This window comes from Streptosporangium sp. NPDC000239 (assembly GCF_040300765.1).
GTDB lineage: Bacteria > Actinomycetota > Actinomycetes > Streptosporangiales > Streptosporangiaceae > Streptosporangium.
In genome coordinates this window covers 160,484-176,611 of sequence record NZ_JBEPEI010000011.1, presented here as the reverse complement: position 1 = coordinate 176,611, position 16,128 = coordinate 160,484, and the positions used below count along the sequence as shown (strand labels likewise).

Below are 16,128 nucleotides of genomic sequence, written 5' to 3'. Positions count from 1 at the left end.
CATCGAACGCTGACTTGAGGGAACGTAGCACGGGCCCCACGTAGAATGTCAACGGTCGATGACACAGGGAGGGGCCCGCGTTGCGGAAGAGAGACAGGGAGGCCACCCGGGCACGTCTGCTGGAGGCCGCCAGACTACGTTTCGCCCGCGACGGCTACGACGCCACCAGCGTCCGTGACATCGCCGGAGACTCCGACGTCGACGCCACCCTGATCTTCCGCTACTTCGGCTCGAAGAAGCGGCTCTTCGAGGAGGCCACCGCCGCCGACCTCGCCGCCGACCTGCTCGACGGGCCGAACGAGGAACTGGTCGCCCGCATGGTGCGCACGGTCGTCGACCAGGACTGGACGGAGTACGGCGGCGAGCACCCCCTGGTCGCCCTGCTGCGCTCCTCCGCCCACGAGGACACCCGACGGCACCTCCGCGAGGAGGTCTGCCACACCTACGTCAACGCCCTGCGGGACCTGGCCGAGGGCGACGACGCCGAGTTGCGGGCCGAACTGCTCAGCGCCTGGCTGGTCGGCATCGGCATCCTGCGCTCGGTCGTGGCCACCCCCGCCCTGGCCAGGGCGCGGACCGCCGACCTGGCCCCGCACGTCGCGGCCGTCGCCACGGGCCTGCTGGGTCGTCCCATGTCCGGAGCCGTGGACCGGCCGGAGGCCTGACGCGGGCCCATCGCCGGTCCCGGCGCAGGACCTCCCCGCGCGGAACGGGGAGAGCGGGCCTGAAATCCCCGGCAGCGGTGAAGGCCTGCGCGACGGACGCCGCCGGCATGACGTCCCCGTAGGGCAGCCGGGCACCTAGGCCGGCTCGCGTTCCAGAGGCTCCCGGTGCTCGGCGGCAGGGCGCGTGAGATCGACGATCACGGCTCGCCGCGTCCGGTGAAACGGCACCGTCCGGCCCAAGGTGGCACGCGCAGGATGCCGTTGACATGACACCACCCAGAAACATAAGAAGTGTCCACTTTTATGACCGACACGCCGAAGAAGGCTGACATGTAGCCCACTTAAGGCTTCTAGCGTGTTTCGGGAAAGCTGCCGCATACAGGAGAAACGTCCCGTTGAAAGAGCGGGCCACCAAGGGTGTGGATTTCAAAACCCGAGCTTGATCAAGGTTCGCGAGAAAAACTCACATTTACCGAACGGTAATAACTTACAGAACATTATCCCGCCTCGGTCACAATGTGTAACCACACCATCCGCGCCTATCGCTCGACTTGCATCACTCCCGCCATTAATGATTAGGTCTGCTGCATGAAGGGCGTGCCAACGTGTGCGGCGGACGGAATTCGGGACGGATTGCTTTTGCGCCGGCTACAGGACCTCACCAGGTCCTGAGAACCGGCGGAACCGCCGGACCGACCAGCACCGGTCGAACGGGTAAAACAGGGGAAAGCGAAATTTTTTCGGGTTCTCCCATGCCGTCGATTGGGGTTCTCCCTCCGCGTTGGACCGTTCTACCCCCCGGGACGGACCTGCGAAGACATGAATGACTCCGCGCGCCCTCGGGCACCGGAGTTCCTTTGCTGCTCGATGCACCACCGTAGAAAACGCATTTTCCGCGAGAATCCCACGCGTCCGAAGAAGAGTTCGAGCCGCCATTTTCGAATTCCTATCGAGATGTAAGAGTTCTCGACGCCGGATCATTTGGAGCATCATTCGTGACGAGTTCACTTTCCGATGTCCAGAGTTCCTTTCCCGAGCCGACGACCGGTGAGGACCTCTGGCACTCCGCATCGGGCCTCACCGCGGCCTTCGACCCGGGACGTTTCCACGAAGGCGCTCTGGACATCGTCGACCGCCTGACGGCCTATCTGGGCGACCGGTCGGTCCGAGGACTCGACCTCATCGACCCGGAGGTGCTGCTCAAGGCCGCACGGGGACTGATGACCCCCGAACGGCAGCGCGTCGCCGACTTCGACGCCGACCGGGTGAAGCAGATCGTCGACCTGTACACCGAGACCGGGATCCCGGTCCACTCCCCCGGCTACATGGGGCGGCAGTTCTCCGGCGTGGTGCCGCTGGCCGGTCTCATCGACCTGGTCGGCTCGGTGGTCAACCAGCCCTCCTCCTTCTACGAGGCCGGGCAGCTCCCCAACGTCGCCGAGCGGCTCATGGCCGAGGAGCTCAACCGGTTCATCGGCTGGGACCGCGACCGGTTCGCCATGGTGACGACGTCGGGGGGCTCCCTGGCCAACCTGACCGCGCTGCTGGCCGCCCGCAACCACGCCTTCCCGCAGATCTGGACGCGCGGCGCCGGTGGCGCGCCGGGCCTGCCGGCCATCGCGATCAGCGAGGAGGCCCACTACAGCGTGACCCGGGCGGCCGGGGTGCTGGGCATCGGTGAAGGACAGATCATCCGGCTGCCGGTCGACCAGGCGGGACGAATCCGCCCCGACCTGGCGGGGTCGGTGCTGGACGAGGCGAAACGACGCGGCCTGCGGCCGTTCTGCCTGGTGGCCTCGGCCGGAACCACGTCGCTCGGCGCCTTCGACCCGCTGGAGGACCTCGCCGCCCTGGCGCGCCGCCACGGGCTCTGGCTCCACGTGGACGGAGCGCACGGGGCGAGCCTGCTGCTGTCGGAACAGCACCGGGACAAGCTGCGCGGCATCGAACTGGCCGACTCCCTGACCTGGGACGCCCACAAGATGCTGTTCATGCCGGCGCCGTGCACGCTGCTGTTCTACCGGGACCGTACGGCGGCGCGCGGAGCGTTCCAGCAGCGCGCCAGCTATGTCTTCGACGAGGAACCGGACATATACAGCGCCTACGACAGCGCGGACAAGAACTTCGAGTGCACCAAGCGCCCGATGATCATGCCGCTCTGGACGGTCTGGTCGGTCTACGGCCCGGCGCTGTTCGAGCAGAAGATCGACCGGCTGTGCGAGGTGACCCGGCAGGCGCACCGGATGATCGCCGCCGAGCCGGACTTCGCCGTGACCCACGAGCCGGAGTCCAACATCCTGTGCTTCCGGTATCTGCCGGACGGGATGGAACCGGCGGCCGCGCACCGGTTGCAGCTGGAGATCCGCAACCGGATACGGGGCGGCGGGCGCTTCTTCATCTCCAAGGTCGACATCCAGGGGACGGCGGCGCTGCGGGTGGTGGTGATGAACCACCTGATCGACGCCGATCACCTGGCCATGCTCATCGCCGAGATCAGGGACATCGGGCAACGGGTGCTGCGCGCGAGCGCCACGGCCCGGCACGACCAGCGGAACGGGAGTCAATCATGACAATTACGGATTTTGACATCGCCGCCTCGGCGCGGCTGGCGGCACAGCTGATCCCCGAGGAGGAGCTACGGCCCCGCTCGGTCGACGACGTCACCCGGCTGACGTCGTTCGCGGAGAGGCTGGACGAGTGCGGGCGGCTCACCGGCGTCCCGTACTGCGAGTCCCCGCTCGACCTGCAGAACGCCCTGGTGTTCCGCCGCCTGCAGCAGCTCGTCGGCATCAGCCTGCTCAACCCGTTGTGGCGCGAGCGGCTGCACTACTTCGGCATCCGCGACGTCCCCGCCGACATGACCGAGTGGGAGCGGATCCCCCTGTCGGACAAGATCGTGCAGCGGGACATGTTCATGGGCCCGCGGGCCGGGATGGTCGTGCCGCTCGACCGGGGCGGGTTCGAGGTCGTGGCCAGCGGCGGCACCGGCGACGGCACGCCCCTGGAGATCGTGTACTCCCTGCGGGAGCTGCGCGACACCTACCGCATCTCCGGGGCGTTCATGGGCGCCTACCAGCTCAACCGCTACCTGCGCGGTCCCGCGCCGCGCTGGCTGTTCACCACCCTGGCCGACTACCAGATGTGGAGCAGCGGGACCATGGTCGGCGGCGTCCTGGCGAGCGTCCCCGGGGTCAACTACATCGGCGCGGGACCGGTCAGCGCGCCGGTGCTGGAGCACATGTTCTCCTACCCCGGCCACAAGGCCCTGATGGGCATCACCGCCGGCATCGCGCTCCTGCCCGAACTGGGCGCGGGCCTGTCCCCGCAGGCCAGGGCCGACTTCCGGGTCGCCATGTACGGCAGCGGCTCCCTGCCGCAGCGCAAGCGTGACGAACTGCAGGCGTTCTTCCCCAACGTGTCGATCCTCAGCTACTTCGCCGCGACCCAGGCCGAGTGCATCGGGCTCCAGCTCGACCACACCTCGCCCGCGTTGTCCGCCGTACCCGGGCTGCACCTGGTGGAGATCGTGGACGAGCACGGCCGCGCCGTCGCCGAGGGCGAGGAGGGCGAGCTGGTCGTCACCCGGCTGCACGCCGACGAGGCGCCGCTGCTGCGTCTCAAGCTCGGGGACCGGATGATCCGCCGACCCGCCCTGGACGGCCCCGGGCTGCGCACCGAGAGGTTCGAGTTCGCCGGACGCACCGCCGACGTGCTGCACCTCAACGACAGCCAGTACTCGGCGACGCTGGCCTACGCGGCCCTGCGCACGCGGCTGCGCTCGGCGACCGGCGTCGACCTGGACCTGATCGCGCACGAGCTCCAGTTCCACAACCACCGTGAGGACCGGACCCTCACCCTGCTCGCGGCGGTGGACGACCCCGACGGTACGACCGCGGCCGTCGAGCGGGCGCTGGGCGCGAGCGGGACGCGGCGGCTGTTCCTCCAGGCGCTGCCCGCCTCCCTGTCGCTCTTCAACGACCGGGAGGCCAACGCGGCTGCCATCGAGCAGACCGGCTACGGCTTCCGCCTGGCGTTCGTACCGCCCGCGTCGCCGCAGATCGAACGGACCACCGTCGGCAAGACGCCCCTGGTCAGAGACCGGGGCTGAGCGCCTGGCCGTCCAGGTGCCCGAATGACACCCGACACGGGAGGACAGATGAAGGAAAAGGTCAACATCGTCGTGATGGTCGACGCCGTCGGGGCGTTGTCCGACCGGACGCTGCACAACGGCAATCTCTCGCTGGTCGACGACAGTACGGCCGGGAGTCAGCACCAGGGGACTCCCGACCTCGTCACGGCGGTGGTCCCGGGACAGGTCGTCCACTGGACGCCCATCCACGTGGACGTGCAGACCCCGGTCGAGATCCAGTCCATCGAGTTCCTGTCCGGCGCGGTCGCCCCGCTCCCGGACGAAACGACCGGTCAGGCCGCGCAGCCGTACCCGGTGGAGTCCGCCGTCGTGCCCGCCCTGGGCGTCGACGCCACGGCCTCCAACGGGCACGACAACCACGACCTGCTGGTGTGGGAGGGCGTCGTGCCCTACGACATGGTGCCCGGTGTGCCCTACCGGTACCGGCTCTCCCTCAAGCTCCACGAAGGACCCAACAGCGTGCTGTACGTCGACTCACCCGCGCTGCTGCGCGTGTGAACCCTGTTCCGCGAAAGGCGGTCTCATGGCCCAGCAACACGGGATCATCGTGCTCTTCGATGTCGAGAACGCGCTGAAGACGCGCTCGCTCGACGGGAACACGTACTGGTTCGACAACATGAAGTTCATCGGTTCCACCGGAGTGGGAACCGAACAGCTTGAAACGATCGTGCCCGGCACCTACTTCCTCGACGGGTCGCAGGCGACCGAGCAGGTGCTGAACTGGCTGCCCGCGGCGCTGGGGGCGATCCCCCCGACGGTGCCGCGCAACTACCTGGCCGAGCAGGAGCGCGCCGACGACCGGCGCACGCTGGAGGAGCTCGCCGCGCTCAGCGGCGAGGGCGGCGTGAGCGAGGCCGACCTCAAGCGGCTGCAGCAGCGGGTCGGCAAGCGGGCAGGCCGGCAAAGCGGGCGCGGGCTCACCGCGGCCAAGCTGCTGGACGTCACCGGCAAGACCACCAGCGGCGCCGACGCCTACAACTACCCGGCCCCGGTGATCACCGACATCACCGGCCCTGCCGTCACCGAGAAGATCATCTACCCGGCCCAGTACGGCTCGCCCGACATGGTCTACGACGGCTGGTACTGGGCCGCGACCGTGGACACGAGCAGGCCCGGCGTCTACTCGTACACCGTGCACGTCCAGCTGCACGAGCTGGTCGAGCGCAACGACGAGCTGGTCTGGGAGTCCGTCGACCTGACCTGCACGTCAAGCCTGAAGATCATCAGCGATCCGAAGCGCAACGGGTTCACCGGCGCCGGACTGGGCGTGCTTCCGCTGCCGCCCGTCCCGGCCGCCGGCTGACCCGGACCGAGCCGGAACGTCTTCGAAACGGAGGAGCCGCATGCCCCCGAGAACCAGACAGTCCCAGCGCCGGCCCGCCCGGCCCGTGACGATCACCGCGGTGGTCGACCCCGTGGCCGCGCTCGCGTCGGAGAACCTGGACGACAACCTCTACCTCTACGACACCAACAGGGCCGCCGGGTCGACCGGGTTCGGCACCCCCGGGCTGCGCAGCCTGGTGCACAAGGGCGACACCCTGTTGTGGAACGTGCTCCCGCTTGAGTGCGAGACCTACGTGTCCCTCACCGACATCGAGATCGACCCGCGGATCGCCGAGCCCGTGCGGAAGGTGTACCCCGGAACCGACATCGTGTTCTGGACCGCCGAGGTCAAGCAGGACATCACCGAACCGGTCCCCTACCGGCTCTCCTTCCTGCTCGGCACCGTCAGCACGCCGTTCACTCCGACCGCCAGGCCCGTCCTGGCCGGTCCCGCCCCAGAGGGAAGGTAAGGCCGATGACCCAGGCGTACGCGGCCACGGACTTCGCCGACCGCGGCCAGCTCAACTCCGTCCAGCTGAACGTGGTGACCCTCGTCGACATGGAGAGGGCCGCCGCGACGAAGTCCCTGGACGGCTGCCTCTACATGATGGACAACAGCGTCGGCGGCGTCGGCCAGGGTGGTGACCACCTGGAGACCATCTGCAAGCAGGGCCAGGTGATCAACTGGATCATCCGCCCGATCGACATGCACCGCCGTCCCGACGGCACCTGGCCCCCGATGCCGAAGATCAACAACCTGGTCTTCCTCGACGTCGAGAAGGGTGACGAGGACGACGTCGCCGAACGCCGGATCATGACCGAGCTGAAGGTCTACGGCGGTCCCGACCGGATGCGCGACGAGTACACCGCCGTCTACTACTACTGGGCCGGGGCGGTGATGAGCGACGCCAAGCCGGGGCTCTACCGCTACCGGTTCGTCCTGGAGCTGGAGAAGGAACACGGCACCGACAAGCTGTACCTGAACTCGGTCAACTACCCCGCCCTGCGGGTGCTGCCCGTCTGACGGCCCTCCGGGACCGTGAGACCGTGCCGGCCCCGGCCGGCACGGAGCATCGGGGGTGCGCCCTCGGCGGGGGCGCGCCCTTCGAGCCCGGGCGGACTCATCCCCAGACCGCCCGGGCGGCTCCTCCACAACGGCGTGGCGGAGCCGGAGAACCCGTTCAGAACCGCACGAGCATCGACCGCATGTGGACGATCTCGGCGGTTCTGGCCGTGGTGATCGAGGAGGCCAGGGCCTTGGCCTTCGGCGACAACCCGTCCCGCTGCTCGATCCCGGCCAGGGCGATCTCATCGCTGTGGTGGCGGATCATCAGGTTCAGGAACATCCGGTCGAAGTCCGCCCCGGACGTCCTGCTCAGCGCCTCCAGGTCGGAGGGGTCCATCACGTACGGTCCCCGGTCCGCTCCGGGTCCGACGTCCTCGTCTCCACGGCACCTCACGTCGCCGTTGCCCGGGCTCATGCACGGATCGGGGGGCGGGACCTGGTCCCCCCAGCCTTTCAGCCAGGCGGTCAGCTGGTCGATCTCGGCCTTCTGGGCCCGTCCGATCCGTTCGGCCGTCGCCCTGACCTCGGGGTCCGCCGCGCGTGCCGCGGCCATCTCGGTCATGATCAGCGTCTGCCGGTGGTGCTGGATCATCCGCTGGGCGAAGAACACGTCCTGGGCGTTGTGCTCCTCCAGGACATCGGTGAACACGAGGGCGGGCGCGCCCGCAGGCGGCCCCGCGGTGAGGACGACACCGGGGGCGCAGGCCGTCAGGACGGTCCCGGCGCCCAGGGCCGCGGCCACGAGGGCCACCCGGCGGGCGGGAGTGCTTCGTGTACCCATGGCATATCCCCCTGCGAGGGTTCTCACGTCCTGTGCGAAGCCGCACGTGGGGCGGACTCGCGATCTCCGTCCCTTCCGGGAGCCCTTCCCGGGAAGGGGGTCACGACCACCGGGCAGGCGGCGTGGTGCAGCAGCGAGTGGCTCACCGAGCCGAGCAGCAACCCCTTCAGGTCGCCGCGTCCGCGTGATCCGACCACCAGCAGGTCGGCCTCCAGTGACGCCTCCCGCAGCGCCTCGACCGGATGGCCGTACTCCAGCCACTCGACGACCTTGACGTCCGGGTGACGTTCGCCCTGGCCCGCCAGGGCCTCGGCCAGCGCGCGCCGTTCCCGCTGGGCCGCCTCCTCGGCGTCGGCGAGCGCGAACGGCCCGCAGCCCACGATGGGCCGGCTCCAGGCGTGCACCGCGTGCAGCTCCGCGCCCCTGGCCTCGGCCTCGGCGAAGGCGAAGGCCACGGCGTCCGCCCCCGCCGGGGAGCCGTCGACGCCGACGACCACCCGTCCGCGCGGCTGGACGGGCGCACGCCGTACGACGGCCACGGGGCAGGGCGCGTGCCCGGCGACCCCCAGCGCGACCGAGCCCAGCAGCATGCCCTCGAATCCGCCGAGCCCGTGGCTGCCGACGACCAGCAGCCCGGCGTCCGCCGCCGCCTCGATCAGGGCCCGTCTGGGGTCGCCACCGGGCAGCAGCTCCGACGTCACCTCCACGTCGCCGCCCGCCTCGCGGATCCGGCCGAGCGCGTCTTCCAGCGTGGACTCGGCGCCCTCGCGCATCCACCGGCCGACCTCGGCGTGCGGGGTGCCCTCACCCGCCTCCAGGGGCCAGGAGGGCATGACGTGCACGACCCGCAGGCCGGTACGGCGCAGCCCGGCCTCCCGTACGGCCCAGCTCACGGCTTCGAGCGCGGATCGTGACCCGTCGACTCCCACCAGGATCAATGGTCTCTCCTCACACGTGCGGATGGGTCTTCGGGGTTCAGGAACGGACGACCGCGACCGGGCAGCGCGCGTGGTGCAGCACTCCCCTGCTGACCGATCCCAGCAGCGCGGCGGCGACGGCCCTCCTGCCGTGCGAGCCGACCACGACCAGGTCCGCCGTGGCCGAGGCGTCGACGAGGGCGTCGACGGGGTGGGCGCTCTGGACGTCCTCCAGCACGGTCACCTCGGGGAACTTCTCCTGCCAGGCGCCGACCCGGTCCTTGACGACCCGGAACTGCGCGCGGCGGATCTCGTCCATGTCGTAGACGATCTCCGGCGCGAAGGCGTGCACCGGAAGCTGCCAGGCGTGTACGGCGCGCAGCGGGCCGCCGCGCAGCGCGGCCTGCTCGAAGGCGAAGGCCAGCGCGGGCTCGCAGTGCGGATCGTCGTCGACGCCGACGACGACCTCGCGGCGCGCCCCACCGCCGGGGTGGACGACGACCACCGGGCCGTGGGCGTGCACGGCCACCCGGGTGCTCACCGAACCGAGCAGTGCCCCGGTGAAACCGCCGAGCCCCCTGCTGCCGAGCACGATCTCCACCGCGCCCGCGGCCTGTTCGGTCAGGGACCGGACGAGGTCACCCTCGATCAGTTCGGTGCCCACCTCCACCGACGGCTGGCGTTCGCGCGCCTCCCGTTCTGCCTCCTCCAGGATCTTCCTGCCGCTCAGGACCAGGGGTCCCGGCCATTCGAGGGTGGAGAAACGGGGGATGTCATAGGGGCCGCGTTCCACGACGTGCACGATCCGCAGCGGCACGTGCCTGCGGAAGGCGTCGTCGGCGGCCCATGCGACCGCGTCCTTCGCCCCCGCCGAGCCGTCGGCCGCGACGACGACGTCACGGGTACCCCTGGCCGGGAAGTCTGTCATCTCGTCCTCCTCATGGGCGTGCGGATTCCTGCCTCAGGTCAAGTCTCTGCCGGGGGAACGGGACCCCCCCAGAGGCGGCGGACCCGTCCGTCCCGGGACTTTGGACCCGGCCGGGCCTTCGGCGGGTGGGCACGTGGGGAGGCGACGGCCTCAGGGGCGGACCACGGCGACCGGGCAGCGGGCGTGCTGGAGCACGTCCCGGCTGACGGACCCCAGCACAACCGAGCCGACCGCGCCCAGTCCCCGGGAGCCGACGACCAGCAGGGCCGCCCGGCCGGAGACGTCCGTCAGAGCCGAGACCGGATGGCCGTGGGTCACCTCCTCGACGACCTCGATCCCGGGATACATCTCCCGCCACGGGGCCAGCCGTTCCGAGACCACCCGCTGCTGTTCCCGCTGGATCCCGGTGACGTCGTGGGCGCTGTCCGGCATGACGGTGCGCAGCGGCACGTGCCAGGCGCACAGCGCCCGCAGGACGGCGCCGCGCAGCCGGGCCTGCTCGAAGGCGAAGCCGAGGGCCGCCGCGCCGTCGGTCGAGCCGTCGACGCCGACGACGACCTCCTCGCCGGGGCCGTCCTGCCCGGCCCTGACGACCACGACGGCGCCCCTGACGTGCCCGGCCAGCCGCAGGACCGTCGAGCCGAGCAGCGCGCCGGCGAAACCGCCCGTCCCCCGGCCGCCGATGACGAGCTCGGTCGCGGTGGCGGCCCGCTCACGCAGGACGTCGGCGGGCGTTCCCCCGGCCAGCTCGGTGGTCACGTCGATGCCCGGCGTGCGTTCCGTCGCGGCCTGCGCCGCCTCGGTGAGCACCCGGTCACCGGCCTCGGCCATCGCGTCCTGCCACCCCTGCGGGGGAAACGCCGAGATCCCGTACGGCCAGCGTTCGACGACGTGCACGATCAGCACGGGCAGCGCCCTGCGGGCCGCGTCGGCGGCGGCCCATCGCACGGCGGCCGTGGCCGACGGTGAGCCGTCGGTCGCGACGACGACGGGTGCGGTGGGTTCGGGCATGCTCTTCCCCCTTCGTGCGGGCCGGTCCGCCCCGGGTGCCGCTCAGAGGCGGGCCGAGGAGGCGCTCAGCACGTCGTCGCGGTCGTAGGCGATGTCGGCCTCGACGTCGACGACCCCCTCGATCCTGCGGCCCGCCTCCACGAGCGCGGCGATCTGCGAGCGTCTGGCCACACGTCCCTCGACGCGGACCACGGACCCCTCGATCGTGATCGTCAGGCCGCCCGTGTTCAGCCCCAGATCGGCGACGGCGTCGGCCATCTCCGTCAGGATGTCGGCGGCGGGCCTGGTGAAGACCTTCAGCAGGTCGGCCTGGTGCACGGTCCCGGCGATCTTCCCGCTGGCGGCGTCGACCACCGGCAGCTGCTTGATCCGGTTGGCGTGCATCAGCCGGGCCGCCTCCCGCACCGGGGTCTGGCGGGTGACGGTCAGCGCGGGCCTGCTCATGAGCTCCCCTGCGGTCCTGCCCGGCTTCTCGCGAACGTCCTCCCCGCTCGGCGGCCCGCTCTGGGCGGCGATCTCCTTCAGCAGCAGATCGGCCTCGGACACCACCCCGACGGGGCGCCCCTCGGCGTCGATCACCGCGACGGCCCCCACCTTGAAGCGGCGCATCGTCGCGACCAGCTCGGCGAACGTCGCCTCGGGGCGGACCGCGATGGCCACCAGCCCCATGACGTCCATCACCCGCACCGTCATGACCTGTCTCCCCTTCCTGCCATGCTCCCCCGTACCCAGGGAACGGCCGGGCACGTGTGTTCCTTCCCCGGCCTCCCCGGCCTCACCAGGGCCGGGGCGACCGCGGCAGGGCTCGGCGCCGTGCCGCGGGAGCGCCCCGTCCGTCCCGGAGAGGCCGGTGCCGACGACGACATCGTGGTCTCCGGCCATCGTGGTCACCTCCCTCTTCATGGTCGGCGCAGGACCGTGGGAAGCGGCAGGGCGGAAAGTCCCACCCCGCCGGGACCTTCCGCCTGCTTGCCCGGCTCCCGGCCCCCGCCGCCGGTTCCCGTGGGACGTTCGCCCCTACCCCGCAGGTCGGAGGACCGGGGAGCATCTAGGAAGGGGAACACGCGAGCGTGGCACGGACGGAGCAAGGTGATGACCATGACAGAGCCCGTCGTCGCCGGCGTCGACGGTTCCGAGGCCTCTCTCGACGCGACGGCCTGGGCGGCCACGGCGGCCGCGTTGCGGCGGGCGCCGTTGCGCCTGGTGCACGTCACCCTGCGCTGGGCCTACGACGTCCCGCTCGTCCCGCAGCCCGCGCACTGGGGGCCCGCGTCGCAGGCCGCCTGCCGTGAACTGCTCGCCCGGGCCGCCGAACGGGCGCGCGCCGAGGCCCCCTCCACCGAGATCACCACCGAGGTCCTCGACGGCGCCGCCGCGGAGGCGATCGCCGCCGCCGCCGGGACCGCGCAGCTCGTCGTGGTCGGCGGCCGGGGACGCGGCGGGTTCACCGGGCTGCTGCTCGGCTCGGTCAGCCGTGACCTCGCCGTCCGCTGCCCCTGCCCGCTGGTGGTCGTGCGCCCGCGCGAGGAGGGCGGCGGGGAGGTCGTCGTCGGCGCGACCGGGGAACCCGGGCAGGAGCACATCCTGCGCTTCGCCTTCGAGGAGGCGCTGCTGCGCCGCCTGCCGCTGCGGGCCGTACACGCCTGGACCCACCCGGTGGCCGCGTTCCCCGGTGACATGCAGCCGCTGGTCTACGACGTCGAGGGCGTCGGCCGCGAGGAGGAACGGCTGCTGGCCGAGTCGCTGGCGGGCTGGCGGGAGAGGTTCCCCGACGTCCCCCTCGTCGAACAGGTGGTGCACGGGCACCCGGCCGGAGTACTCGCCGAGGCCTCGGCCACCGCGGAGCTGGTCGTCGTGGGTGCCCCGGGACGGGCCGCGCTCCTCGGCTCGACCGTCCACTCCCTGCTCGGCCACGCCCGCGGGCCCGTGGCCGTCGTCCCCCGTCCGCCAGGCCACCGGCCGCCTGGTACGGCGCCGCCGGCATGACCGGTTTGGGATCTTCCCGATAATTGGCCATCTCATGACCGGGACTCGGTCGGATGGGATGGCCGCCCCACACACCGCACATGTTACTCTCTGTCACGATCTGATTACCTTGCGGTGCAACGGGAGTCCATGTGAAGGTCGCCTGCGTCGGCGGTGGACCCGCCAGCCTGTACTTCTCGATTCTGATGAAGCTGGTTGACCCGTCTCACGACATCACCATCTACGAGCGCAACCCCGCCGGTTCGACGCACGGCTGGGGCGTGACCTACCTGGACGAGCTCTTCGGCGACCTGCACAACGTGGACCCCGAGTCGGCGCGCGTCATCGGCGAGAACTCCGTCCGCTGGGACACCGAGGTCGCGTACTTCGACGGCCACACGACGGTGGCGTCGCAGCCCGGGACCAACGGCTACGGCATCGGCAGGCAGCGGATGCTCGACATCCTCACCGAACGCGCCTGCTCCCTCGGCGTCCACGTCGAGTTCGAACGGGAGATCGCCGCCGAGGAGGAGGTCGCCGGCGCCGACCTGGTCGTGGCGGGCGACGGCGTCAACAGCGTGATGCGTGAACGCCACGCCGACCACTTCGGCACCAAGGTCGAGACGGGACGCAACGTCTACATGTGGCTCGGCACGACCAAGGTCTTCGAGACCTTCGTCTTCGCCTTCGTGGAGACCGCGCACGGCTGGATCTGGTGCTACGGCTACCGGTTCGACCGCGGCCACAGCACCTGCGTCGTGGAGTGCTCCCCCGAGACCTGGCGGGGGCTCGGCCTCGACCAGACGAACGAGGCCGACAGCCTCGCCGTACTGGAGAAGCTGTTCGCCGACACCCTGGACGGGCACCCGCTGGTCGGCCGCTCCCAGCCAGGCGGCACCGCGCACTGGCTGAACTTCCGCACCCTGACCAACAGGAGGTGGCAGCGCGGCAACCTCGTCCTGGTCGGGGACGCCGCGCACACCACGCACTACTCCATCGGCGCGGGCACCGCCCTGGCGCTGGGGGACGCCGCCTTCCTGGTCAGGGCGTTGCACAGCGGGTTGCCGCTGCAGCCCGCCCTGGTCCGCTACGAACGTGAGCGCAAGGCCGTGATCCTCCCCGCCCAGCGCACGGCCCGCCGCAGCGCCCGGTGGTACGAGAACCTGCCGCGCTACATCGGCCTGCCCCCGGAGCAGGCGTTCACGCTGCTGTGCCAGCGGCAGTCCGCGCTGCTCCCGTACGTCCCGCCCCGGCTGTACTACCGGGTCGGCCATCTGGCCGAACTGGCCGGCCGGGCCCTCGCGCGGGTACGGCCGGAGCCCGCCGAGGAGTCCGGCCTGCCGCACAGCCCGGCGCGTGACCTGGCGCACGGCCCGGGAGACGACGCCGGGCATCCACACCGCTGAGGCGCCTCCCGTACGCCCGGGGACGCGTTAACCGTTCGCGTCCCCGGGGAAGCCCGGCTACCATGGCCGGACGCGAGGTTTCGCGAATTCCGCGACAAAGACCGAAAGAGTGGACATGGCAGGGGACGACGACATCTCCGGGTGATACCCGGGATGGCAGGCCGCGAGCAGGAGCGCGTGATGCGCCGCCGTGGTCGTGCCGTCGTTTCCTTCGTTCCCCTTTTCTCCCGCCACAGGGCGGCACGGCACGCCCTGCGCACATCTGAGGTCTTCGTCATGTCCGACGCGTCGTTCATCGTCTTTTCCAACGTCTCCTTCTCCTGGCCCGACGACACCCCGCTCTTCGAGGACCTGTCCTTCACCGTGGGCGGCGGCCGTACGGGACTCGTCGCGCCCAACGGCGCGGGCAAGAGCACGCTGCTCAAGCTCGTCGCGGGTGAGCACCGGCCGGCCCGCGGCAGCGTGTCCGTCGAGGGCGTGCTCGGCTACCTCCCGCAGAACCTGCCCCTGACCGGCGGCCTTACCGTGGCCGAGGTCCTGGGCATCGCCCCGGTGATCAGGGCGCTGGACGCCATCGAGTCCGGCGACACGAGCGAGGAGCACTTCACCACCGTCGGCAACGACTGGGACATCGAGGAACGCACCCGCGCCCAGCTCGACCGGCTCGGTCTCGGCGACATCCCCTTCACCCGGCGCCTGGGCACCCTCAGCGGCGGCCAGATCGTCTCCCTGGGCCTGGCGGCGCAGCTGCTCAGGCAGCCGGACGTCCTGCTGCTGGACGAGCCGACCAACAACCTCGACCTCGACACACGCCACCGGCTCTACGGCGTGATCGAGAACTGGAACGGCTGCCTGCTGCTGGTCAGCCACGACCGGGCGCTGCTGGACCGCATGGACCGCATCGCCGAACTCGACCGGGGCGAGATCCGCTTCTACGGCGGCGACTTCACCGCCTACGAGGAGGCCGTACGGGCCGCCCAGCAGGTCGCGGAGAAGAACATCCGCACCGCCGAGCAGGAGGTCAAGCGGGAGAAGCGGGAGATGCAGCAGGCCAGGGAGCGGGCCGAACGCCGGGCGGGCAACGCCGCCCGCAACCTCAAGAGCGCCGGGCTGCCGAAGATCTTCGCCGGGACGATGAAGCGTAACGCCCAGGAGTCGGCGGCACGCTCCCAGGAGACGCACGCCGCGCGGGTCGGCGACGCCAAGGCCCGCCTGGACGAGGCGGGCCGTGCCCTGCGCGACGAGCAGAGGATCACACTGGAGCTGCCCGGGACCGACGTCCCGGCGGGCCGCACCGTCTTCCTCGGCGAGCGGATGCAGGTCCGTTACGGCGAGCGCCCCGTGTTCGCCGGCCACGGCCTGGACCTGACCGTCCGCGGCCCGGAGCGGATCGCCCTGACCGGCCCCAACGGCACCGGAAAGTCCACCCTGCTACGTGTGCTCAACGGCGACCTGGAGCCGGAGGGCGGCACGGTCAGGCGGGCCGAGGGCCGCATCGCCTACCTGTCCCAGCGGCTCGACCTGCTGGACCCGGACCTGACCGTGGCCGAGAACCTGGCCGCCTCCGCGCCCGGCATGCCGCAGGCCGAGCGGATGAACCTGCTGGCCCGCTTCCTGTTCCGCGGCGCCCGCGCCCACCTGCCCGCCGGGGTGCTGTCCGGCGGTGAGCTGCTGCGCGCCACCCTGGCCTGCGTCCTGTACGCCGAACCGGCCCCCCAGTTGCTGCTGCTTGACGAGCCGACCAACAACCTCGACCTGGTCAGCGTCGGTCAGCTTGAGGCGGCGCTCAACGCCTACCGGGGGGCGTTCGTGGTGGTCAGCCACGACGAACGGTTCCTGGCCGAGGTCGGGGTCGGCCGCTGGCTGCGCCTGTCCGAGGGGCGGCTGACCGAGACGGCCCCACCGGCGGTGTGAGC

Annotated in this window: 15 protein-coding genes; 10 read left to right on the top strand and 5 right to left on the bottom strand. The window is 71.0% G+C overall.

Going from position 1 to position 16,128, the window contains the following annotated elements; all coding sequences use genetic code 11:
* Positions 1–80: 80 nt before the first annotated feature.
* The 7 genes from ABT340_RS25840 to ABT340_RS25810 all read left to right on the top strand — a co-directional run bounded on the left by ABT340_RS25840 (position 81) and on the right by ABT340_RS25810 (position 7,162).
* Positions 81–665, top strand: coding sequence for a TetR/AcrR family transcriptional regulator (locus ABT340_RS25840; RefSeq protein WP_352013411.1), 585 nt, complete (start codon positions 81–83; stop codon positions 663–665).
* A 995-nt stretch (positions 666–1,660) separates the two neighbouring features.
* Entirely contained in the window at positions 1,661–3,235 is a 1,575-nt protein-coding gene (locus ABT340_RS25835; protein ID WP_352013410.1) for a pyridoxal phosphate-dependent decarboxylase family protein, read from the top strand.
* The gene (locus ABT340_RS25830) at positions 3,232–4,773 is read left to right on the top strand and encodes a phenylacetate--CoA ligase family protein (RefSeq protein WP_352013409.1); all 1,542 of its coding nucleotides are present in this window, start codon (positions 3,232–3,234) and stop codon (positions 4,771–4,773) included. The genes ABT340_RS25835 and ABT340_RS25830 overlap by 4 nt, the downstream gene beginning before the upstream one ends.
* 48 nt (positions 4,774–4,821) lie before the next feature.
* On the top strand, positions 4,822–5,313 hold the full coding sequence (locus tag ABT340_RS25825) for a DUF8788 domain-containing protein (RefSeq protein WP_352013408.1): 492 nt from the start codon (positions 4,822–4,824) through the stop codon (positions 5,311–5,313).
* A gap of 25 nt (positions 5,314–5,338) precedes the next feature.
* Complete coding sequence (locus ABT340_RS25820; RefSeq protein WP_352013407.1) at positions 5,339–6,118, top strand: hypothetical protein; 780 nt, start codon at positions 5,339–5,341, stop codon at positions 6,116–6,118.
* Between the two features lie 40 nt (positions 6,119–6,158).
* Complete coding sequence (locus tag ABT340_RS25815) at positions 6,159–6,608, top strand: DUF8788 domain-containing protein (RefSeq protein ID WP_352013406.1); 450 nt, start codon at positions 6,159–6,161, stop codon at positions 6,606–6,608.
* Between the two features lie 5 nt (positions 6,609–6,613).
* Positions 6,614–7,162, top strand: coding sequence for a DUF8788 domain-containing protein (locus ABT340_RS25810; protein ID WP_352013405.1), 549 nt, complete (start codon positions 6,614–6,616; stop codon positions 7,160–7,162).
* 157 nt (positions 7,163–7,319) lie between these two features.
* On the opposite strand, the gene ABT340_RS25805 is transcribed toward ABT340_RS25810, so the two are convergent.
* The 5 genes from ABT340_RS25805 to ABT340_RS25785 form a co-directional block, all read right to left on the bottom strand.
* The gene (locus ABT340_RS25805; protein ID WP_352013404.1) at positions 7,320–7,985 is read right to left on the bottom strand and encodes a DUF305 domain-containing protein; all 666 of its coding nucleotides are present in this window, start codon (positions 7,983–7,985) and stop codon (positions 7,320–7,322) included.
* 23 nt (positions 7,986–8,008) lie between these two features.
* The gene (locus tag ABT340_RS25800) at positions 8,009–8,914 is read right to left on the bottom strand and encodes a universal stress protein (protein ID WP_352013495.1); all 906 of its coding nucleotides are present in this window, start codon (positions 8,912–8,914) and stop codon (positions 8,009–8,011) included.
* Between the two features lie 46 nt (positions 8,915–8,960).
* Positions 8,961–9,830: a universal stress protein gene (locus ABT340_RS25795; RefSeq protein ID WP_352013403.1), complete on the bottom strand. Its 870-nt coding sequence runs from the start codon at positions 9,828–9,830 to the stop codon at positions 8,961–8,963.
* 150 nt (positions 9,831–9,980) lie between these two features.
* Entirely contained in the window at positions 9,981–10,841 is an 861-nt protein-coding gene (locus tag ABT340_RS25790; RefSeq protein ID WP_352013402.1) for a universal stress protein, read from the bottom strand.
* Positions 10,842–10,883: 42 nt separating this feature from the next.
* Positions 10,884–11,534, bottom strand: coding sequence for a CBS domain-containing protein (locus ABT340_RS25785; protein WP_352013401.1), 651 nt, complete (start codon positions 11,532–11,534; stop codon positions 10,884–10,886).
* Between the two features lie 405 nt (positions 11,535–11,939).
* On the opposite strand from ABT340_RS25785, the gene ABT340_RS25780 reads away from it, so the two are divergent.
* The 3 genes from ABT340_RS25780 (at position 11,940) to ABT340_RS25770 (ending at position 16,126) form a co-directional block, all read left to right on the top strand.
* On the top strand, positions 11,940–12,827 hold the full coding sequence (locus ABT340_RS25780; protein WP_352013400.1) for a universal stress protein: 888 nt from the start codon (positions 11,940–11,942) through the stop codon (positions 12,825–12,827).
* Between the two features lie 131 nt (positions 12,828–12,958).
* Positions 12,959–14,212 (top strand): FAD-dependent monooxygenase, encoded by a 1,254-nt coding sequence (locus tag ABT340_RS25775; RefSeq protein ID WP_352013399.1) that lies wholly within the window; start codon positions 12,959–12,961, stop codon positions 14,210–14,212.
* 276 nt (positions 14,213–14,488) lie between these two features.
* Positions 14,489–16,126 carry an ABC-F family ATP-binding cassette domain-containing protein gene (locus ABT340_RS25770; RefSeq protein WP_352013398.1) on the top strand — a complete coding sequence of 546 codons (1,638 nt, stop codon included), beginning with the start codon at positions 14,489–14,491 and terminating at the stop codon, positions 16,124–16,126.
* The last annotated feature ends 2 nt before the right edge of the window (positions 16,127–16,128 follow it).